Origin of the sequence: Bacillus songklensis, assembly GCF_042649685.1 — a bacterium.
GTDB lineage: Bacteria > Bacillota > Bacilli > Bacillales > Bacillaceae_H > Bacillus_BA > Bacillus_BA songklensis.
This window is the reverse complement of record NZ_JBHRZT010000070.1, coordinates 1-25860: the sequence shown is the minus strand read 5'-3', so window position 1 is coordinate 25860 and position 25860 is coordinate 1. Positions and strand designations below refer to the sequence as shown.

Sequence of the window (25860 nt, the reverse complement as noted above, 5' to 3'; positions counted from 1 at the left end):
AATCGAGTAAAAACAGGGATTTTCTTGACGGTTCATTTTAATTTAGAAACATGATGACCCGTCTTATTTCGTTCTGACGAGAAGATCCTTTTGTTTTAATCAATCATAGGAAATTCTTGTACCATGGGCGTAATCGGCTTCGTGACGTTTCAATCCGCCTCTTGCTTCAATTTCTTTAATAATTTCACGGTGAATGGTTTGACCTTCTGTATTTAAGTAAGGAACCATTTGTTGGAGCGAGTGGTGAAAATACTCCAATTCATTATCTGTCCATTCTTGTTTAGAAGTCATGGATAACTCTGTCATATCACGACCTACGTACATATGTCGCTTCACCTCTGTTTTATTAAAATGCCTTTTGCGACTTTACCCTGTTCTAACGGTCGATAAGACCTTGGCTTCTTCACGTGAAGAATAACCACCCGTCCGTAAGAACCCGATAAGGTCAACTAACCATGAGCGGGAGAACCCCGTTCATGGAAGTTTCACTTTATTTTGGCAAAAAAGCTTGTTTCCTATACAATACAAGTAAATATGGTATTTAAAGGAGTGATGGGTTTGTCACAAAAAGTAGCACTTGTTACAGGAAGCAGCCGAGGAATCGGAAAGGAAATTGCCCTTCGGTTAGCAAAAGAAGGATATGATCTTGTAATTAACTATGCCCGCAGCAAAACGGCTGCTGAGGAAACAGCCAAGGAAATTGAAGCACTTGGAAGAAAAGTGTTATTAGTGAAAGCAAATGTTGGAAAAGTGGAAAAAATCAAAGAAATGTTCGCTGTCATTGATGAAACTTTTGGAAGGATGGATGTGTTTGTCAGCAATGCAGCTTCAGGTGTACTGCGTCCGGCAATGGGGCTTGAAGAAAGTCATTGGGACTGGACGATGGACATTAATAGTAAAGCGTTTTTATTTTGTGCACAAGAGGCGGCGAAGCTGATGGAAAAAGCGGGCGGCGGCAAAATGGTCGCCATCAGTTCGCTTGGTTCCATTCGATATTTGGAAAACTATACAACCGTTGGGGTTTCAAAAGCGGCACTTGAAGCGCTGACCCGTTATTTGGCAATTGAGCTTGCCCCTAAAAATATTGTTGTTAACGCAGTTTCAGGCGGTGCCGTGGATACTGATGCGTTAAAGCATTTTCCGAATCGGGATCAGCTGTTAGAAGATGCTAAAGCTAATACACCAGCTGGGCGAATGGTGGAGATGGCCGATCTGGCCAATGCGGCTATGTTTTTAATCTCGGATGCAGCGAGCATGATTCGAGGTCAAACTATCATTGTGGACGGCGGTCGTTCATTGATGATGTAACAAAAAATTTTTATGGATAGTTCTCTCACCTCCTGGGCAGATTAAATGTCGTGGAGGTGATTAACAATGGCAAACAACTTCAAAAACCAAGCCGGTAGAACAGCAGCTGGAACTAACATCCAGCAAGTTAGACAACAAAATGCTCAATCTGCACAAGCAGGCAGCGCAGCTGGCGCAGGCCAATTCGGTACTGAGTTCGCTTCTGAAACAGCAGCTGGTACAAACGTACAACAAGTACGTCAGCAAAACGCTCAATCTGCACAAGCAGGTCGCGCAGCTGGTGCAGCAGCCGGAGCAGCAGCTGGTGCAGGCCAATTCGGCACTGAGTTCGCTTCTGAAACAGCGGCTGGAACTAACATCCAACAAGTTAGACAGCAAAATGCTCAATCACAAGCTGCAAAAAACCAAAATTCTAGTCGCTAATTGATTTACTTCAAGGTACTTCCTTGTTCATAGGAAGTACCTTTTTCAGTGAGAAACTGCGGTGGCGACAAAACTTCTTGAAAGTTTACATATCTCGTCAAAGGATTCACAGCGCTTGAAAAAGAATCTAGTACGAAAGGAAAAGATGCTCAAAGTTGGTGAGGAGGGTAAATGAAATGAATCACTTTGATACATTGGTAGGCCAACAATTGGAAACGATGGATCAGCTATTGTTTTTGCAATCAGAGATTGAGCGTTGTCAGGAAATTGAGCAGGAGCTTGAAAAGTTGCAAGAGAAAACGAAATTAAATTTCTTGCGTGAAGAAATTTTGTCCATGAAACTTCAACTAAAAGAAATTCAACAAACATTCGAGACTCAAACAGCTGAAATCATTAGAACGTACCAGGCTACTGTATCTTAAATTTTTGTTTAGAAAAACGGCCATCTACTCCAAAAGATGGCTCTTTTGTTTTAAATTAGCTCTCAAATCGCTATAATAGTATAAATAGGGCTAGAAAGCGTTAAATGAAAGTAGGGGAGTAAACATGGGCTTTCCCATCGAAGGAGAAACAATTCAAATACATAGTTACAAACATAACGGCAAAATACACCGTATATGGGATGCCACGACTATTTTAAAAGGTTCTAGAAATATGGTGATAGGTGGCAATGATCGCACGGTTGTGACAGAATCGGACGGCAGAACATGGATTACCCGTGAGCCGGCTATTTGTTATTTTCATGCCAAATATTGGTTCAATATTATTGGGATGCTCAGAGAAGATGGTATTTATTATTACTGTAATATCAGCTCGCCGTTTATTTATGATGAAGAAGCGCTAAAGTACATTGATTATGATTTGGATATTAAAGTTTTTCCTGATATGACGTACACTTTGCTCGATCAAGATGAATATGAGCGTCATCGCAGGCAAATGAATTACCCGGCTGTAATTGATCAAATTTTACATGAAAACGTAGAAACGTTGAAAAACTGGATTCGTCAACGTAAAGGGCCGTTTGCACCAGATTTTATTGATACATGGTATGAAAGATATTTGACTTATCGAAATCCTTGAGGTAAGCCAAAAACCTGTTGCCTTTTCCATCAACAGGTTTTTTAGGTGTTTATTGTAAGGGGGAATATTTCTGAGCACCATAAGACGTTACATGCATTTCGTAAAACCGTACAGATGGCAAATTATCGGGACAGTTTTGATTGGAATTATTAAATTCGGGATTCCGCTGTTAATCCCTCTCTTATTAAAATACATAGTAGATGACATCATTAATCAAAATGGGCTTTCTTCTGCGGCAAAAACAAAAGAATTAATCACCATTATGGCTGTTATGCTTGTTGTTTTCGTCATATTAAGACCTCCTATTGAATACTATCGTCAATATTATGCCCAGTGGGTTGGAAGTAAAGTTCTTTATGACATTCGTGATAGGCTGTTTGACCACCTCCAAAAGTTAAGCTTACGCTATTATTCGAATACAAGGGCGGGAGAGATCATCTCCAGGATCATCAATGACGTAGAGCAAACAAAAACGTTTGTCATTACAGGGTTAATGAACGTATGGCTCGATACGCTGACCATTTTGATCGCGATTGCCATCATGTTCACAATGGATATAACTTTAACTATTGTATCGATCATCTTATTTCCTATCTATGCATTTTCCGTTAAATATTTTTACAGCCGTTTGCGGCATCTGACTCGTGTGCGATCACAAGCATTAGCTGAAGTACAAGGTCATTTGCATGAAAGGGTGCAGGGGATATCGGTCATTAAAAGCTTCGCCATTGAAGATCATGAACAAGAGCAGTTTAATAAGCAAAACCTTAATTTTTTAGAAAAAGCTCTTGAACACACGAGCTGGAATGCAAAAACGTTCGCTGTCGTGAACACCGTTACGGATGTTGCTCCTCTCCTAGTTATTGGCTATGCGGCCTTGCAAGTGATTCAGGGGGATTTGACAGTAGGAACGATGATTGCATTTGTAGGCTATATTGACCGCTTGTACAATCCGCTTCGCCGGTTGGTGAACTCTTCAACTACCCTTACACAATCTTTTGCGTCGATGGATCGGGTATTTGAGTTTATTGACGAGAAGTATGATATTGTCGATAGCCCTGACGCGATGGAGTGCAGGGGTGTAAAAGGCGAGGTTATATTGGATCATGTTTCTTTTGCATATGAAGATGAAGAAACATTCGTGTTGAACGACATCAATCTTCATGTACAATCAGGACAATCTGTGGCGCTTGTTGGGATGAGCGGCGGAGGCAAATCGACCTTAATCAGCTTGATTCCCCGTTTTTACGATGTGACAGAAGGAAGAATTTTAATTGACGACCGGGACATTCGCGATTATAAGGTGCGAAGTTTACGCGATAAAATTGGAATAGTGCTGCAGGATGCTGTTTTATTTAGTGAATCAGTGAAAGAGAATATTTTGATGGGAAAGCCAGATGCAACAGAAGAAGAAGTGATTCAGGCAGCAAAAGCAGCCAATGCACATGATTTTATCTTAAACCTGCCTGAAGGGTACAATACAAAAGTAGGGGAGCGGGGAGTGAAGTTATCTGGTGGACAGAAACAGCGTATTGCTATTGCAAGAGTGTTTTTAAAAAATCCTCCGATCTTTATTTTTGATGAAGCAACTTCGGCACTGGATTTAGAGAGTGAACACTTGATACAAGAGGCTCTTGAAGAACTGGCGAAAGATCGTACTACCTTTATTGTAGCCCATAGGCTATCAACCATTACCCATGTAGATCGTATTGTATTATTAGAGCATGGAAACATTGTCGAAACAGGTACGCATGAAGAATTAATGGAGAAAAAAGGGAATTATTATCAATTATTCAATGTACAACAACTGGATACAGACTAAAAAACCGGCTGCCCTGAATTTAGGGCAGCCGGCTTTTTTATAATGAGCGTAAAATGTAATATGGATGTTCGGTCCTATCAAGGAAATGAAAGGGTTGTTTCATACGAATGAGCCCAAAATTGTTAAAATCAATATAATTCTTGACTAGAGTTTTTTCTCTAGTTAAAAATTTATGGCAAAACTTTTTTATGATACTGTTCTTTTTCTTTTACATAGAGACAACTAGGGGAAGACATTATACTTATAAGATAAATTTTACCAGTTAGTAATGATGATAAGGTCATAAATATCAAGGGTATTTTTTTCTATAAGGAAAAATGTAAGCGTTTCAAAAAAAGTGTAGAGATGAATGTAAACCCTTTCTGTATAAAGGATTTACACCCTTTTGAAAAAGTATGTCGGTTTTTGTCGATGGAAAAATAGGGAATTCCGCACAAATTCCCTTTAACTTTTTTAGGATAGAATGTATACTCTAAAAATGAAAAATATTCTAATTATTTAAAAAATAAGCAACTGTGGGATGTGAGAACGTGACAAGAAAGAAAGTGCTCGATGTAGTAGGATTAAAAACATCGTTTTTCACAGAGGAAGGCGAAATACCAGCAGTTGATCATGTTGATTTTCACATAAACGAAGGGGAGATTTTAGGGATTGTTGGAGAATCCGGCTGTGGAAAAAGTGTGACCTCCCTTTCCATCATGAAGCTCATTCCATCTCCTCCAGGGAAAATCACTTCTGGTCATATTTACTTTAATGGTGAAGACTTAGCCCGGGCATCCGAGAAAAGAATGCGCGAAATAAGAGGAAATGATATTGCGATGATCTTCCAAGAACCAATGACCTCACTCAATCCTTTGTTTACAATCGGCAACCAATTGACAGAAGCAATCCGAATACATAGAAAGTGGGATAAAAAGAAAGCGAAGGGCCATGTCATTAACATGTTAAGGCTGGTGGGTCTTCCAAGGCCGGAAGAGTTATTTCGAGAATATCCGCATCAACTGTCAGGCGGGATGCGCCAACGTGTCATGATTGCGATGGCCCTGCTTTGCGACCCAAAGTTATTAATTGCCGATGAACCAACGACCGCATTGGATGTGACCATTCAAGCGCAAATCTTACAACTTATGAAAGAACTCAATGAAAAATTAAATACGGCGATTATGCTTATTACGCATGATTTAGGTGTGGTAGCGGAAGTATGTGACCGAGTGAGTGTCATGTATGCCGGTAAGGTTGTCGAAGAGGCAGATGTACAAATGATTTTTAAAAATCCGAAGCATCCGTATACAAAAGGGCTAATCCAATCTGTACCGGACAAGCGTTACAAAAAGGACCGCTTATATTCCATTCCGGGTAATGTACCAAAACCTGGATCAATTAAGAAAGGCTGTCGTTTTGCTGGTCGCTGTGACTATGTAAGCGATCGATGTTATCAAGAAGATCCCCTTCTTTATGAAGTAGATGAACCGGGGCATCGTGTGCGTTGTTTCCTATATGCAGAAGAGGGGGTTGGACAAAATGATGGAATCGTTACTACAAGTTAAAGGGTTGAAGAAACATTTTTCCATCAAGGGCGGCCTTTTTGGTAAGGAAATAGGAACCGTTAAAGCCGTGGACGGCCTAAGTTTCGACGTGAAAAAGGGTGAAACGCTCGGAATTGTAGGAGAGAGCGGCTGCGGGAAGTCAACGACGGGACGATTGCTGCTCCGGTTGATTGAGCCTACTGATGGACAGGTCATTTTTGAAGAAAAAGAGATTACGAGTTTATCCAATAGTGAAATGCGTAAGTTGAGACGGGAAATGCAAATGGTATTTCAAGATCCATTCGCTTCTCTCAATCCGCGCCATACCATCGAAAAAATATTAGAAGAACCCCTTATTGTTCATGGAATAGGCAATAAGGAAGAGAGACGGAAAAAGGTTAGGGAGATACTGGAAGTGGTCGGTTTGAGCAGCTATCATGCAAGCCGCTATCCCCATCAGTTCAGCGGAGGACAAAGACAGCGTATCGGTATTGCAAGAGCGCTGATGACAAAACCAAAGCTGATTATTGCCGATGAACCTGTTTCGGCTCTCGATGTGTCGATCCAATCCCAGGTTTTGAACTTGCTGGAAGACTTACAAAAAGAGTTTCAATTAACGTATATTTTTATCTCTCACGATTTAGGCGTTGTTCGACATATCAGTGATCGCGTTGGAGTGATGTATCTAGGGCAAATGGTAGAACTGGCCGAGAGCGAAAGAATTTACGAGAAGCCGCTTCATCCCTACACCGAAGCATTGTTATCAGCCGTACCTGTTCCGGATCCGGAATTTAAACGCCAGCAAATCGTGCTTCAAGGCGATTTGCCGAGCCCGTCGAATCCACCGGTAGGCTGCCCTTTTCATACACGCTGCGGTAAATGTATGGATATATGTAAAACAAATCGTCCCGTATTAAAAGAGATTGAACCAAATCATTTTGTTGCCTGCCATCTTTACGAATGAAACAAACAGTAAGGATGATAGATAACATTAATGATAGATATATAACATAAGAAGGGGGATTTTAAATGAAGAGGAAATGGTATGCTTTAGTACTGATTGTTGTACTTACACTTTCCGTGGCGCTTGTTGGATGCAGTAAGTCAGAGTCAACAGGAAGCGGATCCAAGGAAGGCGGAAAGCAAGAAAGCGGCAGTAAACAAGATACTCTTGTATTTGGCCGCGGCGGAGATACAGTATCTCTAGACCCTGCTACTGCAACAGACGGGGAGTCTTTTAAAGTAACGAAAAACTTATTCAATACGTTAATTGAGTTCGGTGAACAAGATACTGAATTACATCCGGGGCTTGCAAAAGAATGGTCTGTTTCAAAGGATGGTTTGACGTATACGCTTAAATTACAAGAAGGCGTTAAATTCCATGACGGTACAGACTTCAATGCAGAAGCGGTTGTATTTAACTTTAATCGCTGGAAAGCAGGTAACAAAGAGCAATTCTACTACTATAACTCTCAATTTGGCGATGTGATCCAGGAAGTAAAAGCGGTGGATCCAACTACAGTAGAATTTAAATTAAGTCGTCCATTAGCTCCATTCTTCAAAAATTTAGCGATGTCACCGTTTGCGATTTCATCACCGGCTGCCATCGAGAAGTATGGCGACAAATACAATGAAAATCCTGTAGGTACAGGGGCATTCAAATTTAAAGAGTGGAAACGAAATGATCGTATTACAATCGTCAAAAATGAAAACTATTGGATAGATGGTCTTCCAAAATTAAATCAAGTTATCTTTAAAGTAATTCCTGAAAATTCAGCTCGTCTAAATGCATTAAAAACAGGCGAAGTTGATTTAATTGACGGCGTGAATTTCAGTGATGTCCCTGGAATCGAAAGCGATTCTAACTTACAAACTTTCTTCCGTCCGTCTTTAAACGTAGCATACTTAGGTTTAACATCGACAAGAGGTCCATTAAAGGATAAAAAAGTTCGCCAAGCGTTAAACTATGCGGTTGATAAAAAAGCATTAATTGATGCATTCTTTGCTGGTGAAGCCACTCCAGCGATCAACCCGATGCCGGAAGTAGTAGAAGGTTACAATGATGCCATTCAAGATTATCCATTTGATTTAGAAAAGGCAAAACAATTATTAGCAGAAGCAGGCTATCCGGATGGATTTGAAATGGAACTATGGGCGATGCCTGTGCCGCGTCCGTACATGCCAGATGGCCAAAAGGTAGCGGAAGCCCTTCAAGCCAACTTTGCGAAAATCGGTGTAAAAGCCAAAATCGTCACATATGAGTGGGCAACATATTTAGACAAAGCCCGTGCTGGCGAAGCCGATTCTTTCTTGCTTGGATGGACCGGCGACAACGGTGATGCTGATAACTTCTTGTACGTATTACTAGACAAAGATTCAATCGGCAGCAACAACTACTCTTATTACCAAAATGAAGAGGTTCATAAATTGTTCATTCAAGCTCAAACTGAAGTAGATACTAAGAAACGAAACGAATTATACAAAAAAGCACAAGAAATTATTAAAGATGACGCCCCTTGGGTACCTCTTGTGCACTCAAAACCAGCGTTAGCAGGAAAAGCTAACATCACTGGCTTTAAAGCACATCCAACTGGCTCTGATGAATTAGGAACAGTTGAGTTTCAATAATCGGTAAGTCGTGTTACAGCCTAAACGAAGGCTGTGGAATGCCTCATGCAAAGTATGCAGAGATTATGATGGGGGGTGTCCCAAAACCCCAAAATATGTGGTTTTGGGACACCCATCAAATGAATCGTCATGGAGAATCTAGTGAAATCCAGGGTTCCTCTGACGATTCATTTGATAAAAAATTTTTATAACGTGGAGGAGCGGCCTTTTGAGTCAGCCTCTTTTTTAATGAATAAGGAAGTATAAATTGCACGTTGAAATTGTCTAGCTGCGCAAGCTACATCCTACGGTCATTTCACTTCTTCCTGCGGAGTCAAAGAGCGACTCCTTCTCAGAAGTTCCAATGCCCTATGGATGTGAACGAGCTTGCTCCGCTTTTCTTAATATATCATGAAAGAAGTGATGATATGTTTTCTTATATAGTACGGAGAATTTTAATGTTAATACCGGTTTTACTAGGCTTATCACTTGTTGTGTTTTTTATGATTCGTGCTATTCCGGGTAACCCGGCCCAAGTCATTTTAGGGCAGCTTGCAACGAAAGATGCCATTGAAGCACTGACAAAGGAACTTGGATTGGACCAGCCTTGGTATACTCAATATTTCAAATATCTTGGCGGGTTATTAACGGGAGATTTGGGAGACTCATTACGGACAAAAGCTCCGATTAGTGAAGAAATGCTTCCGTATTTAGCCGCAACGATTGAGCTGGCGGTAGTCGCATTGTTAATTGCAGTTGTAATCGGAGTAAATGCAGGCATTATCAGCGCTTGGTTCCAAAATTCATGGTTTGATTATGCTGCCATGCTATTAGCATTAATCGGTGTTTCCATGCCAATTTTCTGGCTGGGACTGATGGAACAGTGGACATTTGCTATCCAATTAGAGATACTTCCGACTTCGGGAAGAGAAGATGTGCGTAATCCAATTGATCCGATTACGAATCTCTATCTTATTGATACGCTCCTTCAAGGACGTACCGATCAATTTGTACAAGTTTTACAACATCTTGTCTTGCCGAGCTTTGCGTTGGCGACCATTCCAATGGCCATTATTGCCCGTATTACACGTTCCAGCATGTTAGAAGTCATGCGTTCTGATTATGTTCGTACAGCAAGAGCAAAAGGTTTGGGAATGTTTTGGGTTGTATACAAACATTCTTTGAAAAATGCAGTTATTCCAATTATTACGATCATTGGTTTGCAGTTAGGGTTATTGCTTGGCGGTGCTATTTTAACGGAAACTATTTTCAGCTGGCCTGGAATCGGCCGTTACATCTATGAAGCAATCGGCTTCCGTGATTATCCCGTTATTCAGTCAGGCATTCTTGTCATTGCGGTCATTTTCGTCTTAATTAACTTAGTTGTCGATATCTTATACGCAGCAATAGATCCGCGAATTAAATATAATTAGGAGGAACGTTCATGGCAGAATTAGCAAGAAATGATGTATCGTTAAACCCGACTGTCCAGCAAGGGGCAGCTGTTTCGCCATGGAAAGAAGCGTGGAGAGGGTTTCGTAAAAATAAATTAGCGCTCGTTGGAGCTTTCATAGCCCTGTTCTTTATTTTATTGGCTGTGTTTGCGCCGGTTATTGCTCCTCAAGGGATTAATGAGCAAGATTTATCCCGACGATTACAGCCGCCTTCCAGTGAGCACTGGTTTGGTACGGATGACTTTGGTCGTGATATTTTATCGCGTGTAATCTATGGAGCAAGAATTTCCTTGTGGGTCGGCTTTTTCTCCGTATTGGGATCTGTCGTGGTCGGTACATTTTTAGGGATTGTAGCCGGCTATTATGGTAAATGGGTAGACGCCATTATCTCGCGTATTTTTGATATTATGCTCGCGTTTCCAAGCATTCTTTTAGCCATTGGGGTAGTTGCGGTGTTAGGGCCGTCTTTGCAAAACGCTTTGATTGCCATCGCCATTATCAACATCCCAAACTTTGGCCGTTTGATCCGGTCAAAAGTATTAAGTGTGAAACAAGAAGAATATATTATGGCGGCAAAAGCCATTGGTATGAGTGATGCAAGGATCTTATTTTCGCACATTTTACCCAACAGCATGACCCCTATCATCGTGCAAGGGACACTTGCTATTGCTGCAGCAATCATTGAAGCTGCCGCACTTGGTTTCCTGGGGCTGGGAGCCCAACCGCCTAATCCGGAGTGGGGAAAGATGCTGGCCGATTCGAAGCAATTTTTAGTACAAGCTCCTTGGACCATGATCTTTCCAGGTTTAGCGATTATGCTGGTAGTATTAGGATTTAACTTAATGGGGGACGGCTTGCGTGATGCCTTAGACCCCCGAATGAAAAATTAGTATATAAATTCATATAAAGAATTAACACGGGTAAAAAACGCCCATGCTGAATTCTTTACGCATCATTCTAAAGCAGCTTTATCCAGAAGGACCTTTAAGAAAAGGTCCGTTTTTTATTTGGGGGGAACTTCAAAAAATTACTATATTAAGAGGTAAATAAGAAATATAATAAATGGTGAGAAAAGGTGGAAAAGAAGGGTGGATCTTCCATGGCCAAAAGAGTAATTATACTAGCTGTTACGCTGGTTGTTTTTACGGTTGGGGCCGTTTTTTGGAAAAGTGACATCGTTTTTGCGGAAAGTCCAGGAAAAATCGGTGTTGTGTTTTCCGAATCCAGTGAAAAATATTCTCTAATTTCAAGGCCGGGAGGAACCTATAACAACCAGAAAGTTGCTCCAAAAGATCCATGGTCACCAATAATTGAAAAAGAGCAAAAATTGTATGCACTGCTGGCAGAGCAAGGCTTTCAAGTAGAAAAGGTGTCTGATCAAGACTTGAAAAACGCTTCAACATTAAGGCGGTACGATGCCCTTGTCTTTGCCCATACCGTCTTAATGTCAAAGGAACAGCGCTACACGGTGAAGGAGTATATTCGAAATGGCGGCGGTGCTTTGTTTATTTATGGAACAGCCCGCAACGAGGTGACAAAGTTTCCAAAAGAAGGACAAATGGATTTAACACCCCTTATTTATGATACAAAAACGTGGATTTGGGAGTGGGATAACTTAACGGAGGTTTTTCAATCTGCATTCGTTAATGACGTAGTTGTAAAAAACACCAAGCTTACACAATCAAGTTCACATCCCATTATTCAACATACATTAAGGACGTCGGATCAATCGAAACTGTCTATTGAAAACAACCGCTCAATGGGGGAGTGGATTGAAGTAATTAAGCCGTATGCAGGTGCAAAAGTGACTTCTCTTCTTACAAATGAGGCGTTCAAAGACGTATCTCCAAACTCTTCTTTAAAAAGCTTTATTGATGTGCTGTCAGCTGCGAATGTGACCACTGGCTATCCAGATGGAACCTTCCGCCCTAACAATTTTGTAACAAGAACTCAGTTTGCTACCTTTGTCGATCGTGCACTCCATGTAATGGAGTAAAGGCGTTTTTGGACTATTAAATAAAAACCACCGTCTCCTTTCAATTTCCGTCGAAAGAAGAACGGTGGTTTTTCATTGTTCTGCCGTAATCGCTGATAAGAATTTTACTTTATTCGCTCTCTTGTTTTTCTTGGATGTCGAATGCATTATCTTCTTTATGGTAATGATGAAAGCTGTCAATCAGTTTATCCAGGTGCTCTAATTGTTCACTGTATTCGATGGTGGCCGAGACAAGAGGGAAGAGATGATAAACCATTTTGTTTTCTTCTTCATCCTCGAATAGCTTGTACTTCATGAAATTATTGATGAGTGCTCGCTTGCTGGTGCATGCTTCGTTAGCCATCGTTTCTGAGAATTGTGTCTTGATTTTTCCTACAAACTTTAACATCAATTGCTCATGATACGTTAATAAACATTCAACTTCTGACTTAATAAGGTGTTGAAATGTCTTAGGCATATGATGCATGTCGTGTTCAAGACGATGTAAAAGCTTTAATGTCTCCAGCGCTCTTGTGGTTGTAACAATCATTTGACGAAAAAGAACAAGTTTTCGGGATTTAACAAAAACTCTCTTTTTCCTATATATTCGTTCTTCTTTATAAAAAGTAAAAAACAACTCCATCTTGTTCATCTTTTCCTTAATTCGTTCGATGTCTTCTTTCAGAAGAGTGTAATCAGAGGCTTGACGGATGTTTATACGAATCCATTTAATGATTTCCTCCGTTGTATCTACGATTTTATAGTACAGCTTTGTTTCATACTTCGGAGGAATAAAAACAAGGTTCACGATGAAAGCTGAAAGGACTCCAAGCATTATGGTTAAAAAGCGAATGATAGCAAAAATAACAAATTGATCACTCGTGCTTTCCATGATGGCAATAACGGTGACAAGGGCTAGACCAATAGTGTTTTCAATTCTTAACTTTAAGTTAATCGCAATGACAATGACTGCTGTTAATCCGATAATAAAAGGATTGTTTCCGAAGATTAAAACGAAGACAATAGCTAAAACCGCTCCAATTATATTGGCTTGCACTTGCTCTAAAACGGTAAGGTAAGAGCGATAAATAGATGGCTGCATGGCAAAGACAGCAGCGATCGCCGCAAACACCGGAGAGGGCAGCTGCAAAATATTTGCCAACAAAATAGAAAGAGTGATGGCAATTCCCGTTTTCAAAATGCGGGCACCAAGTTTCATGTGAATTCAAAGTTCCTTTCTTCTAAAATGATCTTTAATTAATTATTATCCTTTTTGATTTAAAGTAAACAATAACATAATATACAAGGTTTATAGCTTGATATCAAGAGAAGAAAAAAGAAAAATCCCGCTAAATCGCGGGATTTTTCGATTATTTTTTTCCAATTGGAAGGTAAGGGTTATTCAGTTGAAACAGAAGGGTCAGCTTGCTCTTTCGCTGGAATGATTTGCAGGAAGTGCTGAGCCGGCTGTTGCAGCAATGTATCCATTTCTTTTGCTTCTTCTGTTTGTCCTTGTTCGGTTAACGCATCTCGATAAATCGTCAAAAGCTCTGTTACATCAGAGATTCCTTTTTCGCTTAGCGGCGTGATACTAACTTTTGCACCTTTAGCGATACGTCGCTGTAATGCTTCTTTGGTTAACCCCATTTCCGGCTGGTGTCTTAAGTAAATAACACCGCCAGTCATACCGGCGCAAATCCATGGACCTGGATCACCTAAGACAAGGCCTCGGCCGTTTGTCATGTATTCAAAAGCAAATCCTTTAATGTTGGCATTTACCCCAAGATTACCATGTTCTTCTTGAGGAATAGGCGTCGTAACTTTCCCGCCGATAATCATATCGGCACCAGATAGGCGGATACCGGCCCTTGCATCGGCATTTCCTTGCACAGCAAGTAAGCCTTTTTGTGCTCCATAACCGAATCCTTTACCGACTGATCCGTTATAGTATTTACCGTCTTTTCCTTTTGACTTAAGGACAAAAATACTGCCGCCTAATGATGTTTTTCCTGTTCCGTCTTGCGCACCGCCGCTTACTTCAATACGGATGCCGGAACTATTATAAGCACCTAGACCGTTTCCGGGAATCGATCCTTCTTTATATTGAAGTTTAACTGCCGGCAGTTTAAGGTAGGAGCCGTCCAAACGATTTCGAACACGATGGCAAGATACGCGGCTTCCGAGAATGCGCTGTTCGGATGTTACCGCTTCGTATTCACGAGATTTCGCCAAATCTTCCACGTCGAAATCTAGATATTCTGCGCCTACTGCAGCACTTAGTTTTGGGCGTTCACTGCTTGCTGCTACTTCTTGCTGTGCAAAAGGATGGATATCAACTGTCTTTAATAAGTGAGTTAAATCCATCCAATCCTGACCACGGGCCTGAGTAAGTAAGTCGGATCGGCCGACAATGTCTTGCAAGCGATTGAACCCCAGATTCGCCGTTAAGCGTTTTAACTCATCACCGAACGCTGTAAATAGGTTCATCAATCCTTGTACCGCATCATCTAATTGACGAGGTACAAAACGGCGTAAACCATGTTCTTTTGCCTGTGCTTCTGACTCAATCTGTGTCGCGATACCAACATGACATGTATCTAAATGGCAACCGCGACAGGTCGTACAGCCGATTGCAATCATGGACAATGTACCAAACCCGATACGGTTCGCACCTAACAGCATCAATTTCATGACATCCAGAGCACTTTTAACACCGCCATCAGCCCAAATTTCTACTTGGTGACGCAGCCCTGCTTCCAGTAAAGCGTTATGAGCAGCTTTAACGCCGATTTCAACCGGCAGTCCAACATATTGGAGGGCATGGATACGTGCGGCCCCTGTACCGCCGTCAAATCCACTCAACGTAATAATATCCGCGCCAGCTTTTGCAATTCCTACAGCGATGGTTCCAATGTTTGGGACAACAGGTACTTTAACAGCTACTCTTGCTTGGTCATTGGCTGTTTTGAGCTCAGCAACCATTTGTGCCAAGTCCTCAATCGAATAGATGTCATGGTTATTGGACGGTGAAATTAAGTCTGATCCGACGGTTGCATTACGAGCTTCAGCAATCTTTGCCGTTACCTTTGAAGCTGGCAAGTGCCCCCCTTCACCAGGCTTCGCTCCCTGGCCAATTTTAATCTCTAAAAGATTAGAAGAGTTTAAGAGTTCCGCATTTACACCAAAACGTCCAGAAGCCACTTGCTGCCCGCGGGTACGCCGATATTTACCGAGCATATCCTTAATTTCGCCGCCTTCACCATTTAGACTCACCATGTTTAGGCGATCGGCTGCTTCAGCATAAGCGCGGAAGGCAATCTCGTTTTGTGAGCCAAAAGACATGGAGGCAATGACAAACGGCAAACTGTGGTCTCCTACACTTATATCTGCTTTTTCTGATGAAAGCGTTTTGTTTGCCGTCACTAAGTTTGTTAAGTGGCGAATCGTTGTAGGATTATTTTCTTCTAGATCGGTTAGCTTTTCACGGTAAGAATCGTAAGATCCTGTTTGGGCTACTTCACCAATTGCCTTCCAGATGCGAGGGAATAGATGGAATGTTTTCCCTGGTCTGGCTTTTTCGTCTTCAAAATCCTGTGCGCGTGCAAGGGCATCCTCTTTTAAAGCATCAAAATCATAGCTTAAATGATGGGAACCGAAGAAGTTGACAACGTTTAAGACAGCGGCAATTTCTTCATGCAAGCCGATGGAGGAGAATAATCGCCCGTAGCCTCGCAGTTCATGAATCCCGATGGTAGAAATAACTTTCTCTAAACCTTTAACTAAAGCTTGATACAGGTTTACGATAGGTTGAGTTGCTTCTTCGCTGACTGTTGCAAATAACAGGTAAGGACTAATGACGTTCGCACCTAAACCGTAAGCGACAATCACATCATGCAGCGATCGAATGGCACCGGATCTGAGCAGCAACGTACAGTCACGGCGAAGCTGCTGCTGTACAAGTGCTTGATCGATAGCTGACGTAATCAAATGGGGATCAATCCACAACAACCCATCTTGATGAGCTTTCGTATCATCGATAATTAAAAGGGTTTTTCCGTTTTGAACCGCTTGGATAGCTTCATCTGCCAGGCGATTTAATGCGCTTTTTAATGTTTCCTTTTCGCTGAAGGTAGCAGATACATAATAAACGAGACCTTTTGTTTCATAGGCATTTACAAGCTGGTCATAGGAAGGTTGCTCTAGCGATTCTGAACATTTATAGCCCAACTGTCCTTCAATCAATAATGGAGAAGCCAGCTCCACGACATAGCTTTTTTCCTCGTTCTTTGTTAGAGAAGGGCGTTTGCCGATAATAGTTCTTGTTGAAAAATGCTCTGTTTCACGATCGCGGTCGATCGCGGGATTTGTTACCACCGCAACACTTTCTTTGATAAAATCAGCTAAGTTTTTACGAGAAGAATCAATAGCTGCAAGAGGAGCATCATGTCCAAGGGAACGAATCGGTTCCGCCCCTTTTTCTGCCATTTGTTCAAGCAATTGAATATGCTCCCGGTCCCAGCCGAACGCTGCATATTGTCCATTTGATACTTTGGCAGGATGAGCAACTAAAATATGCTTCTCGTATTTAGGTGGTGTTAAGCGTTCTGCCTCATTTGACAAAGAGACCCGTCTTGTAAAGCGCTTGTACACCTCTTCTTGAAATGCAGGATATTGATAGACGTCCATAATTCCATCACTGTTCCATTTCAGCCCGATCTTTTCGCCTGGTGCTAAAGGCTTTGGTTCTGCTACATACTCACTGTTTGGAATAATCCCCGGTTCAGACGAGAAAAGGTAGGAAGTATCAGTTTCGAGCTTCCATAGAGGACGTAATCCTAAAGCGTCTACACTAAATACCGCTTCATCTTCATATCTGGAAATAATGCCTGCCGGTCCTTGTGCAAAATGCCCCCAGCCTTCGCGAATATAAGTGTACAAGTTTTGCAAGTGAGAAGGATAGGATTTCATTTCGTTAATAATAGGCGGAAAGAGGATGTCCACCGCTTCGAATAAAGAATAGCCATGACGGGCAATCAATGTTTGGATGATTCGATCTAAATCTTGCGAATCACTTCCACCTTTTGTAAGAGGGACATCCATCATTCTTGCTTCATCTCGTAATTTGGCTACCGTATTGATTTCGCCATTATGACCCAACAAACTAAATGGCTGCACCCGGAAGAAAGTTGTTAGCGTGTTTGTTGAATAACGATTATGGCCTAATGTCATTGTCGAAGCGATAAGCGGGTTTTGCAAATCTTTATAAAAGTGACGGAGCGTATTTCCGGCCCCCATCACTTTATAGACAACATAAGAATTGCTTAAAGAAGCTACATGTACCTGTTCATCTTGCTCGATTTCAATGGTCAACTCGAATAATGTTTTAGATAGGTGTTCCGTGTCTGATGCCGTTAAGGCAAATTGCCAGAAGTAAGGCTCTTCGTTCCGGGCTAGCGGTCCTAAAACGCTTGCGTTTACTACATTATCTGCTTCGTACACAATTGTTAAGGAGTGCTGGGCGAAAAGGGAAGCGGTTCGTCTCTTAATATCGCTCACATTGGCTTGTTTGGAAATGAAAACATGGCCCACAATGAAAGAATCATCCTTTACTAAACTAGCATCTTGACCGGATTGCGACAGTTTTTCTTTCCATAAAGCTTTGGGAAGATCGATATGGATGCCAATCCCGTCGCCTTCTTCGTTAACGAATCCCGCGCGGTGATTCATAGTTGTTAAAGCGTCTATACACATATCGATATTCGCTTTTGTCGGTTTTTTTGTTTTCTCCATCACCGAGACGATGCCGCATGCATCATGTTCATGAAGACGATAATCTTTAAATAAACCAGGGGTCCATCTTGTTTGCATCTCTTCGGCCTCAAATGTACATTTCGTACATTTTTTCTGCCGTTCACCTCCATTAAAATTCTTTATTAATAAAATGTTTAATTTAGACTAAATGTTTTAATTTTTCAGAATTTATAAGTATTATCTTACCATGAAAGGCAAAATGTTTCAATTGATTATTCATGGGATTGGACGGGATATCCAAGAGGAGAAAAGTGATTTTTTCGTAGAAATTGTGTGTTGACGAGATGGTTGTAAACGTTTTCGTTATTTTGGAAAACTAAACGGGAGAACGGCTCTCTCCCGTTATAGAATAAAGATTGCATATTTATTCGGTTTTTAATTGCTTAAACGCATGTTCTACAGCATTCAATGTTACTTTAATATCTTCTTCTGTATGCTCTGTTGTTAAGAACCATGCTTCATATTTTGATGGAGCCAGGTTTATGCCTTGGTGAAGCATAAGCTTGAAAAACTTCGCAAACATTTCTCCGTCTGTGTTTTCTGCCTGCTCGTAATTTTTGACGGTTTCAGTGGTAAAATAAACCGTTAAGGCACCCTTGAGACGGTTGACCGTAATAGATACGTTGTATGTTTTGGCATGTTGCAAAATACCTTCTTCCAACATAGCGCCTAAGCGATCCAGATGTTCATAAACACCTTCTTGCTGCAATACTTCCAAACAAGCAATCCCGGCCAGAATAGAAGCGGGATTACCGGCCATCGTTCCTGCCTGATAAGCTGGACCGAGCGGCGCCACTTTTTCCATGATCTCTTGTCGGCCTCCATAAGCGCCGATTGGAAGACCTCCGCCGATAATCTTTCCTAGTGCGGTTAAATCCGGCTTTACACCCAACAAATCTTGAGCTCCGCCATACATAAAGCGGAAAGCCGTAATAACTTCGTCATAAATGACAAGAGCACCGGCTGCGTGAGTTAACTCATTCACTTGTTTTAAAAAGCCCGGTTCTGGTTCCACGATTCCAAAGTTGCCTACTATTGGTTCAACAAGCACTGCTGCTACTTGATCTCCCCATTTTTCAAGCGCTTCTTTAAAGGGGCGGATGTCATTGAATGGAACAGTAATCACTTCTTGAGCAATACTTTTTGGTACGCCCGCGGAATCAGGTGTCCCAAGAGTAGAAGGGCCAGAACCTGCTGCTACCAGGACTAAATCAGAGTGGCCGTGGTAACAACCGGCAAATTTGATGATTTTATCGCGGCCTGTATACGCACGTGCTACACGAATCGTGGTCATTACTGCTTCCGTACCTGAGTTCACAAAACGCACTTTATCCATAGCTGGCATAGCTTCTTTTAGCATTTTAGCAAATTTCACTTCGTGCGGATGAGGAGTTCCGTATAAAACACCGTTTTCCGCTGCTTGTTGAATTGCTTTTGTGATATGGGGATGGGCATGCCCGGTAATAATTGGACCATAGGCTGCTAAATAGTCGATATATTTATTGCCGTCCACATCCCAAAAATAGGCACCTTTCGCTCTTTCCATTACAACGGGAGCACCGCCGCCGACTGCCTTATAAGAACGAGAAGGACTGTTGACACCTCCGACTATATGTTCAAGCGCTTCACTATGTAGTTGCTCGGATTTTGTAAAATTCATTTTAGATCCTCCTAAATGATACATGCTTTCGAAACATTTTCTGCTGCATTTTTTCAGCTTGAGTTTTTTTGCTCATCGCAAAAATGCAGGCAGCGTTATTTCACTCTTTCATTCTAGCAGAATTTCTATCATCTTAAAAAATCCCCGCATTTATTTTTTATTCCGATTTAATGGGCCTTAAAGACCTTGCCTATGCGTAAATAATGGGGCGCGAATGTTTTTATCCATGTCCCATTATTTATGTGGATTAATCTAGTTTGTGCATAGTATTTGTGAAAGCCATGACAGATTGTATAAACTAGTGCTTATGGTTACAAATCATGGGGGGGAATAAAATGAAAAATGCAATAGAAGTAGAAAATCTTCGGAAAGAATTTAAATCCCATTCGAGTCGATCCGGTTTAAAGGGAGCTTTTCGCGACCTCTTTACTCGAAACTATAAGATTCTCCCTGCAGTAAACGATATTTCCTTTACTGTCAAGCAAGGAGAAATGGTTGGATATATTGGAGAAAATGGGGCGGGAAAATCAACGACCATTAAAATGCTAACAGGCATTTTGACTCCCACATCCGGAAAAGTAATAGTGAATGGGATGAACCCTCATAAAGAGAGGGAGAAGTTTGCCCAAACCATCGGGGTTGTATTCGGACAGCGTTCCCAGTTATGGTGGGATATCGCCGTTCAAGAATCATTTCGTCTGTTGAAAAAAGTATACAAAGTATCAGATGAGCAATATAACGAGCATATGAATCATGTCATTCAAATATTGGATATTGAACCGCTGTTAGATAAACCGGTTCGTAAACTGTCACTCGGTCAACGAATGAGATGTGAACTGGCCGCTGCGCTTATTCACAATCCTCCATTGTTGTTTTTAGATGAGCCCACGATTGGATTGGATGTATTGGTAAAACTGAAAATCCGTCAGTTTTTAAAAGAAATTAATGAAAAATATAACACTACCATTTTATTAACTACGCATGATCTTTCGGATATTGAAGCGCTTTGCGAGCGAGTTGTGATGCTGGATGAAGGGAATATCATTTATGACGGTTCTCTCCAAAATCTTCGTTCTACATGGGGAGAAGGAAAACAAGTCGCATTTGAGTTTTCATCACCTCCTGCAAAGCAGCAGCTCGAATTGATTGTAAGCGACTTACCTGTTACATGGTTTATGGGGGAAAGAAGTAATATTTGGATAGCCCATATTAAAAATCAGCAAGAAGTAATGTCCGATTTGATTGGACGCATTGTAGGCCAGTATCAAATCAGAGATATCACCATCAATGAAGTATCAACAGAGGAAATTATTCGCAACATCTATGAAGAAGGTGCTGTTAATGGCTAAGTATTTAGAAATGATCCGTGTTCGTTTTTTGATGATGCTGGCATATCGCACCAATTATTACAGCGGTATTTTGATCTATAGTATCAACATTGGTGCTTACTATTTTCTCTGGTCGGCTATTTATGGCGGGAAAGAAAATATACAAGGGCTGTCCATTGTGCAGATGACAACATACGTAGCTGTTTCATGGATGGCACGCGCTTTTTACTTTAATAATATTGATCGTGAAATCGCGATGGAAATCAAGGAAGGGAAGGTAGCTGTCGAATTAATTCGGCCTTATAGTTATTTGGGGATGAAAACCATGCAGGGATTAGGGGAAGGAGTCTTTCGTTTAGTGTTCTTCTCTTTGCCTGGCATGGTCATTGTATCCCTTCTGTTTCCGGTTGACTTTTCAGCGAATGTATCGGTATGGCTTTATTTTAGTTTATCCATCGTTTTAAGTTTCATTATTAACACCCAAATCAACTTATTAACGGGTATTACTACTTTCTTTTTGTTTAACAATGACGGACTCATCCGGGCCAAACGTGTGATCATAGATTTATTTTCAGGTCTTTTACTGCCGATTAGCTTTTATCCTCTTTGGGCGCAGGAATTTATGAAATTTTTCCCTTTCCAAGCCATCAGTTATATTCCAAGTATGATTTTTACAGAGGGGTTTAAAGGGACCGAAATAATAGAAGCATTGATGTTCCAATGTGTATGGTCCATCATCTTAATCATTCCAATTCGATTCTTATGGAATGTAGCAAAAAGACAGATGGTTATTCAAGGAGGGTAAGAAGTGTTTTATTTATCGATGCTTGTTCAATACATTGCCCAATATATGAAGACACGTCTGCAGTACCGGGCTGATATGCTGGTTGAAGTCATGACGGATTTGTTGTCTCAAGGAGTTAATCTCATTTTTATTTTAGTAGTATTCGGACACACGCAATTTTTGAATGGCTGGTCCAGAGAAGAAATTATTTTCATTTACGGTTTCTTTTTAGTACCTTTTGCTTTATTTGCTGCTTTCTTTAACATTTGGGATTTTAATGAACGCTATATCGTAAAGGGGGAAATGGATCGGATCTTAACTCGTCCGATACACAGTTTGTTCCAAGTGATATTAGAGCGGATGGAATTGGAATCGCTGTTTGGAGCTATTACTGGAATAGTGGTCATGGCTTATGCCGCCTCTAAACTGCAATTAAGTTTTCATTGGTATGATCCCTTTATCTTTATTTTATTTGTTGTAGGGGGCGCGCTAGTGTATGCGGGGATTTTTGTATCCATTGCCAGCATCGGTTTTTGGTCGGATGCCCGTACATCTATTATGCCGACGATGTATAACATTGGGAACTATGGACGTTATCCCGTTGATATTTATAATCGTGTGATTCGTTACGTACTAACATGGATTTTGCCTTTTGCGTTTGTAGGTGTTTACCCGTCTGCTTATTTTTTGAAAAGAACTGAATGGTACGGATATGCCTTTTTAACTCCGGTAGTGGGGGCATTGTTTTTTCTGCTGTCGCTTTTCCTTTGGAATACAGGAGTAAGAAGATACCGCGGAGCTGGTAACTAAGGCAGGTAGCTCGGACTATCTGTTTTTTTCTGCCGGTTGTGTTTGAATTCATGTTTCGGTACGCTTAATTAGACATTTACTATCAGTTATAGGAGGAATAGAAATGACAATTGCAGTGGGTCAGCCAGCACCAGCCTTTGAGCTAATAGCGAACACAGGGGAAAAAGTTAAATTATCGGACTTTAAAGGAAAATATGTTGTTTTGTATTTTTATCCAAAAGATATGACACCGGGATGCACAACGGAAGCATGTGATTTCCGGGACTTCCATGATCAGTTTGCAGAACTGGAAGCAATAATCCTTGGAGTTAGCCCGGATCCTGCTGAAAAACACCAAAAGTTTGTAGAAAAGCATGGCTTACCGTTTTTATTGTTAGTGGATGAAAAGCATGAAGTAGCAGAACGATACGGAGTCTGGAAACTTAAAAAGAATTTTGGGAAGGAATATATGGGGATTGAGCGCTCTACCTTTGTGATTGATAAAGAAGGTATGTTGATAAAAGAGTGGCGAAAAGTAAAAGTGAAAGGTCACGTGGAAGACGCTTTGGCGTTCATTAAAGAACAAGGTTAGGTTTTGCGCTGACTATTCCAGAAAATGGTTGTTCGTCTAGAACCTCTTTTAGCTTCCATACGTACAATGTAAGTGTAGGGCATACCTCCTCAGATGTTAGCACATGGTAAGTGCGGAATTATCCGCACTTGTTTTTTGTTCAGTTATGTGAAAGGTGAATATTGTTATTTGAAAAGATATTTTTAAAAAGAACGAAAAAATAAAGGAAAAATACATACTATAGTAAAGATAGGAAAGTTGACAAAAGTGTGAATTTCCATGTAGACTATTTATAAACATTATAAAATAATAATTGGTTTAGATGATAAATGATATTTCTTTATAGAAAAGAGGTGCATGACGGTGACTACTCAAGAAGAATTGAAAGAGGCGCTTGAAGCATTAAAAAGCACTGGAGTTCGAATTACGCCGCAGCGTCATGCGATTTTAGAGTATTTAATTAACTCTATGTCACATCCGACGGCAGATGATATTTATAAAGCTTTGGAAGGAAAGTTTCCAAATATGAGTGTTGCGACTGTGTATAATAATTTGCGTGTTTTTCGAGAAGTGGGAATCGTAAAAGAGTTAACGTATGGAGATTCCTCAAGCCGATTCGATTATGTCACAACGCATCACTACCATGTCATTTGTGAAAAATGCGGTAAAATCGTTGATTTTCACTATCCAGGATTAGATGAAGTAGAAGCGTTAGCTGCTCACATTACAGGATTTGAGATTAGCCATCATCGTATGGAGATTTACGGGACGTGCCCGGAATGTAAAAAGAAAGAGCAGCATTAGAAAAGCTGATAGCATGCGATTAGGCTATCAGCTTTCTTTTTGTCTTTTTTGATTGTATTTCTCATCAAATTCTTTACCTTCGAGAGAAGGATCAAGTGTTAAAGGTTCCCGACAATGCATACACATATCGACTCTTCCTAATAATTTCGTTGGTTTGCCGCATGTAGGGCAAATAACCTGGATGGCTTTTGTGGACAGCATCCCGATCCAAAAATAAACAACGGTGCTGGCGATTATGGAAAGCAGGCCGAGCAACATGAACAATGTCATTAACCACATGGTTGTTCTGAAGAAAATACCAATATACATAACGATAAAGCCGACGAAAATAAGGCTGAGAGCGAAAGTGCGGATTTTATTGATTTTATTTGAATATTTTAACGACATGTTATGCCCCTCCTAAGTTATAACTATAACATAATCCGCTTACAATTTTTGAATTTTTTATTAAATCTGTATATAAGGAGAAGTGTCAAAAACAAAAAGGTATTGCATTCTTAAATGTAGAAGTAGAGTAAACGGAGTAAATATACTTAATGTGAAACCAGTTGTGGAGGAAATCAGATATGGAAGATATACTGCGCCCTATTTACCAGGAACGTGCCAGCAACGAGGATACGCTAGGAATTATATTGATTGAAAAAAAGAAGTCAGAATCACCGGTTACGGATAATTTGGACGCTGTCATATTAGTAATCGTAAAAGATGCTGCACAACCTTTGTTTATCAAACATTACGAGTATAAAAACGATACGGCAGGTTTATGTGTGGTGACGGAATCGCTGGTGTATGACTGGATTTTAAATGGAACGAATCGCCGTATTGTTAATTGGATTTTTAACGGCAAGCTTTTGTTTGACCGCAATGAGTATATAGAATCTTTAAAAAAACGATTAGAAACTTTCCCTTATCAAGATCGAGTACGGAAAATGGGGATCGAGTTTGCCAAGTTGATCCGGCGCTTTATGGAAGGAAAAGATTTTTATGAGTCCAATCATTATTTAGATGCCTTTAACCATATGGTTCACGCCTTACACCATTTAGCTCGCCTATCCGTACTTGAACATGGTTTCCATCCGGAGATTACAGTGTGGAGCCAAATTAAGAAAATAGAGCCTCAAATTTATAAGTTATATGAGGAGCTTGTAGTGGGACGGGAAAGTCTTGAAAAGAGGGTAGAGCTTCTATTTTTAGCCATTGAATTCTTAATTACGGAACGAAAAAGGAGTGGTTCTAAACACTTGTTGAGCTTGTTAGCTACAAAGTCAGAGCCCTGGACTTTTGCTGATATCATGAACCATCCTGAGATAAAGTCATATGCAATCGATCTAGGATTGCTGCTCGAGTTTTTGGTTGAAAAAGAAATTGTTTCGGTACATAAAGTTGAAACAAAGGGCAAGGGGCTTTATCACCGATACTATTATGTCAAGGGTGATTCAGCAACCGGAGATAAATAAGAAATAAAGAGTAATAACCTTTCCATGATTTTAACAAATACATGGTTAAGGTTATTTACTTTTTTATATAATGTTATTAAAATTATGCAATGGTTAATGAGGGGTTATATAAATGATCAATTGCCGCTGCATATCTTTTGTGGTTATAGTAATCGCTGAGTTATCAGTTGTACGTTAAATAAAGTATAGCCCAAAAATAATTTCTTAAAAAATGTTGACGTTATATTTTTTCTGTGATAAATTATTACTTGTCGCTGAGGCGAAAACGAAACGCACAGTTAACACTTCAAAAAGGAAATGAAAAAAAGTGTTGACGAAAGAAAATGAAAATGATAAGATTAAAAAGTCGCTTCGAGCGGCAATGAACTTTGAAAACTGAACAAACGAACAAACGTCAACGTTAATTCTTTTTATTAGAGTAAGGAACATCGACTAAGAACGTCACGTCCTGTGACAACGTC

Annotated in this window: 22 protein-coding genes; 17 read left to right on the top strand and 5 right to left on the bottom strand. The window is 40.6% G+C overall.

Features of this window, described 5'->3' with window-relative positions; translation table 11 throughout:
* Positions 1 to 99: 99 nt before the first annotated feature.
* Complete coding sequence (locus ACFOU2_RS18310; protein WP_377917686.1) at positions 100 to 324, bottom strand: hypothetical protein; 225 nt, start codon at positions 322 to 324, stop codon at positions 100 to 102.
* 228 nt (positions 325 to 552) lie between these two features.
* On the opposite strand from ACFOU2_RS18310, the gene fabL reads away from it, so the two are divergent.
* From fabL to ACFOU2_RS18255, 11 genes are all read left to right on the top strand, one after another.
* A complete protein-coding gene (gene fabL / locus ACFOU2_RS18305; protein ID WP_449237053.1) occupies positions 553 to 1308 on the top strand; it encodes an enoyl-[acyl-carrier-protein] reductase FabL in 756 nt (251 codons plus the stop codon).
* 66 nt (positions 1309 to 1374) lie between these two features.
* Positions 1375 to 1731: a gamma-type small acid-soluble spore protein gene (locus tag ACFOU2_RS18300; protein ID WP_377917682.1), complete on the top strand. Its 357-nt coding sequence runs from the start codon at positions 1375 to 1377 to the stop codon at positions 1729 to 1731.
* A gap of 176 nt (positions 1732 to 1907) precedes the next feature.
* Positions 1908 to 2153 carry a YgaB family protein gene (locus tag ACFOU2_RS18295; RefSeq protein ID WP_377917680.1) on the top strand — a complete coding sequence of 82 codons (246 nt, stop codon included), beginning with the start codon at positions 1908 to 1910 and terminating at the stop codon, positions 2151 to 2153.
* 124 nt (positions 2154 to 2277) lie between these two features.
* Entirely contained in the window at positions 2278 to 2811 is a 534-nt protein-coding gene (gene ntdP / locus ACFOU2_RS18290; protein WP_377917678.1) for a nucleoside tri-diphosphate phosphatase, read from the top strand.
* 70 nt (positions 2812 to 2881) lie between these two features.
* A complete protein-coding gene (locus ACFOU2_RS18285; RefSeq protein ID WP_377917838.1) occupies positions 2882 to 4633 on the top strand; it encodes an ABC transporter ATP-binding protein in 1752 nt (583 codons plus the stop codon).
* A gap of 530 nt (positions 4634 to 5163) precedes the next feature.
* Positions 5164 to 6180, top strand: coding sequence for an ABC transporter ATP-binding protein (locus ACFOU2_RS18280; RefSeq protein WP_377917676.1), 1017 nt, complete (start codon positions 5164 to 5166; stop codon positions 6178 to 6180).
* Positions 6155 to 7123, top strand: coding sequence for an ABC transporter ATP-binding protein (locus ACFOU2_RS18275; RefSeq protein ID WP_377917674.1), 969 nt, complete (start codon positions 6155 to 6157; stop codon positions 7121 to 7123). The genes ACFOU2_RS18280 and ACFOU2_RS18275 overlap by 26 nt, the downstream gene beginning before the upstream one ends.
* A 65-nt stretch (positions 7124 to 7188) precedes the next feature.
* Entirely contained in the window at positions 7189 to 8787 is a 1599-nt protein-coding gene (locus ACFOU2_RS18270; RefSeq protein WP_377917672.1) for an ABC transporter substrate-binding protein, read from the top strand.
* 407 nt (positions 8788 to 9194) lie between these two features.
* Positions 9195 to 10199, top strand: coding sequence for an ABC transporter permease (locus tag ACFOU2_RS18265; protein ID WP_377917670.1), 1005 nt, complete (start codon positions 9195 to 9197; stop codon positions 10197 to 10199).
* Between the two features lie 11 nt (positions 10200 to 10210).
* Positions 10211 to 11110: a nickel transporter permease gene (nikC, locus tag ACFOU2_RS18260; protein WP_377917668.1), complete on the top strand. Its 900-nt coding sequence runs from the start codon at positions 10211 to 10213 to the stop codon at positions 11108 to 11110.
* 209 nt (positions 11111 to 11319) lie between these two features.
* Positions 11320 to 12216: an S-layer homology domain-containing protein gene (locus ACFOU2_RS18255; protein ID WP_377917666.1), complete on the top strand. Its 897-nt coding sequence runs from the start codon at positions 11320 to 11322 to the stop codon at positions 12214 to 12216.
* Between the two features lie 109 nt (positions 12217 to 12325).
* On the opposite strand, the gene ACFOU2_RS18250 is transcribed toward ACFOU2_RS18255, so the two are convergent.
* The 3 genes from ACFOU2_RS18250 to ACFOU2_RS18240 all read right to left on the bottom strand — a co-directional run bounded on the left by ACFOU2_RS18250 (position 12326) and on the right by ACFOU2_RS18240 (position 19666).
* On the bottom strand, positions 12326 to 13414 hold the full coding sequence (locus tag ACFOU2_RS18250; protein ID WP_377917664.1) for an FUSC family protein: 1089 nt from the start codon (positions 13412 to 13414) through the stop codon (positions 12326 to 12328).
* Between the two features lie 179 nt (positions 13415 to 13593).
* Positions 13594 to 18063, bottom strand: coding sequence for a glutamate synthase-related protein (locus ACFOU2_RS18245; protein WP_377917662.1), 4470 nt, complete (start codon positions 18061 to 18063; stop codon positions 13594 to 13596).
* Between the two features lie 307 nt (positions 18064 to 18370).
* The gene (locus ACFOU2_RS18240; protein WP_377917660.1) at positions 18371 to 19666 is read right to left on the bottom strand and encodes a glutamate-1-semialdehyde 2,1-aminomutase; all 1296 of its coding nucleotides are present in this window, start codon (positions 19664 to 19666) and stop codon (positions 18371 to 18373) included.
* A gap of 335 nt (positions 19667 to 20001) precedes the next feature.
* On the opposite strand from ACFOU2_RS18240, the gene ACFOU2_RS18235 reads away from it, so the two are divergent.
* The 5 genes from ACFOU2_RS18235 (at position 20002) to perR (ending at position 23942) form a co-directional block, all read left to right on the top strand.
* Complete coding sequence (locus tag ACFOU2_RS18235; protein WP_377917658.1) at positions 20002 to 21015, top strand: ABC transporter ATP-binding protein; 1014 nt, start codon at positions 20002 to 20004, stop codon at positions 21013 to 21015.
* On the top strand, positions 21008 to 21799 hold the full coding sequence (locus tag ACFOU2_RS18230) for an ABC transporter permease (protein ID WP_377917656.1): 792 nt from the start codon (positions 21008 to 21010) through the stop codon (positions 21797 to 21799). Before ACFOU2_RS18235 ends, ACFOU2_RS18230 begins: the two co-directional genes overlap by 8 nt.
* A 3-nt stretch (positions 21800 to 21802) precedes the next feature.
* Positions 21803 to 22588 (top strand): ABC transporter permease, encoded by a 786-nt coding sequence (locus ACFOU2_RS18225; RefSeq protein WP_377917654.1) that lies wholly within the window; start codon positions 21803 to 21805, stop codon positions 22586 to 22588.
* Positions 22589 to 22691: 103 nt separating this feature from the next.
* Entirely contained in the window at positions 22692 to 23159 is a 468-nt protein-coding gene (gene bcp / locus ACFOU2_RS18220) for a thioredoxin-dependent thiol peroxidase (RefSeq protein WP_377917652.1), read from the top strand.
* 336 nt (positions 23160 to 23495) lie between these two features.
* Complete coding sequence (gene perR / locus ACFOU2_RS18215) at positions 23496 to 23942, top strand: peroxide-responsive transcriptional repressor PerR (RefSeq protein ID WP_377917650.1); 447 nt, start codon at positions 23496 to 23498, stop codon at positions 23940 to 23942.
* A gap of 27 nt (positions 23943 to 23969) precedes the next feature.
* Here perR and ACFOU2_RS18210 read toward each other — a convergent pair whose 3' ends face one another.
* On the bottom strand, positions 23970 to 24329 hold the full coding sequence (locus tag ACFOU2_RS18210; protein WP_377917648.1) for a YgzB family protein: 360 nt from the start codon (positions 24327 to 24329) through the stop codon (positions 23970 to 23972).
* 179 nt (positions 24330 to 24508) lie between these two features.
* On the opposite strand from ACFOU2_RS18210, the gene ACFOU2_RS18205 reads away from it, so the two are divergent.
* A complete protein-coding gene (locus tag ACFOU2_RS18205) occupies positions 24509 to 25399 on the top strand; it encodes a nucleotidyltransferase-like protein (RefSeq protein WP_377917646.1) in 891 nt (296 codons plus the stop codon).
* The last annotated feature ends 461 nt before the right edge of the window (positions 25400 to 25860 follow it).

What these genes read in the sequence shown, in the direction of transcription:
- ACFOU2_RS18310 (WP_377917686.1), bottom strand. Translation starts at nt 324, where the DNA reads ATGTACGTAGGTCGTGATATGACAGAGTTATCCATGACTTCTAAACAA.
- fabL (WP_449237053.1), top strand. Translation starts at nt 553, where the DNA reads ATGGGTTTGTCACAAAAAGTAGCACTTGTTACAGGAAGCAGCCGAGGA.
- ACFOU2_RS18300 (WP_377917682.1), top strand. Translation starts at nt 1,375, where the DNA reads ATGGCAAACAACTTCAAAAACCAAGCCGGTAGAACAGCAGCTGGAACT.
- ACFOU2_RS18295 (WP_377917680.1), top strand. Translation starts at nt 1,908, where the DNA reads ATGAATCACTTTGATACATTGGTAGGCCAACAATTGGAAACGATGGAT.
- ntdP (WP_377917678.1), top strand. Translation starts at nt 2,278, where the DNA reads ATGGGCTTTCCCATCGAAGGAGAAACAATTCAAATACATAGTTACAAA.
- ACFOU2_RS18275 (WP_377917674.1), top strand. Translation starts at nt 6,155, where the DNA reads ATGATGGAATCGTTACTACAAGTTAAAGGGTTGAAGAAACATTTTTCC.
- ACFOU2_RS18270 (WP_377917672.1), top strand. Translation starts at nt 7,189, where the DNA reads ATGAAGAGGAAATGGTATGCTTTAGTACTGATTGTTGTACTTACACTT.
- ACFOU2_RS18265 (WP_377917670.1), top strand. Translation starts at nt 9,195, where the DNA reads ATGTTTTCTTATATAGTACGGAGAATTTTAATGTTAATACCGGTTTTA.
- nikC (WP_377917668.1), top strand. Translation starts at nt 10,211, where the DNA reads ATGGCAGAATTAGCAAGAAATGATGTATCGTTAAACCCGACTGTCCAG.
- ACFOU2_RS18255 (WP_377917666.1), top strand. Translation starts at nt 11,320, where the DNA reads ATGGCCAAAAGAGTAATTATACTAGCTGTTACGCTGGTTGTTTTTACG.
- ACFOU2_RS18250 (WP_377917664.1), bottom strand. Translation starts at nt 13,414, where the DNA reads ATGAAACTTGGTGCCCGCATTTTGAAAACGGGAATTGCCATCACTCTT.
- ACFOU2_RS18245 (WP_377917662.1), bottom strand. Translation starts at nt 18,063, where the DNA reads ATGCAAACAAGATGGACCCCTGGTTTATTTAAAGATTATCGTCTTCAT.
- ACFOU2_RS18240 (WP_377917660.1), bottom strand. Translation starts at nt 19,666, where the DNA reads ATGAATTTTACAAAATCCGAGCAACTACATAGTGAAGCGCTTGAACAT.
- ACFOU2_RS18235 (WP_377917658.1), top strand. Translation starts at nt 20,002, where the DNA reads ATGAAAAATGCAATAGAAGTAGAAAATCTTCGGAAAGAATTTAAATCC.
- ACFOU2_RS18230 (WP_377917656.1), top strand. Translation starts at nt 21,008, where the DNA reads ATGGCTAAGTATTTAGAAATGATCCGTGTTCGTTTTTTGATGATGCTG.
- bcp (WP_377917652.1), top strand. Translation starts at nt 22,692, where the DNA reads ATGACAATTGCAGTGGGTCAGCCAGCACCAGCCTTTGAGCTAATAGCG.
- perR (WP_377917650.1), top strand. Translation starts at nt 23,496, where the DNA reads ATGACGGTGACTACTCAAGAAGAATTGAAAGAGGCGCTTGAAGCATTA.
- ACFOU2_RS18210 (WP_377917648.1), bottom strand. Translation starts at nt 24,329, where the DNA reads ATGTCGTTAAAATATTCAAATAAAATCAATAAAATCCGCACTTTCGCT.
- ACFOU2_RS18205 (WP_377917646.1), top strand. Translation starts at nt 24,509, where the DNA reads ATGGAAGATATACTGCGCCCTATTTACCAGGAACGTGCCAGCAACGAG.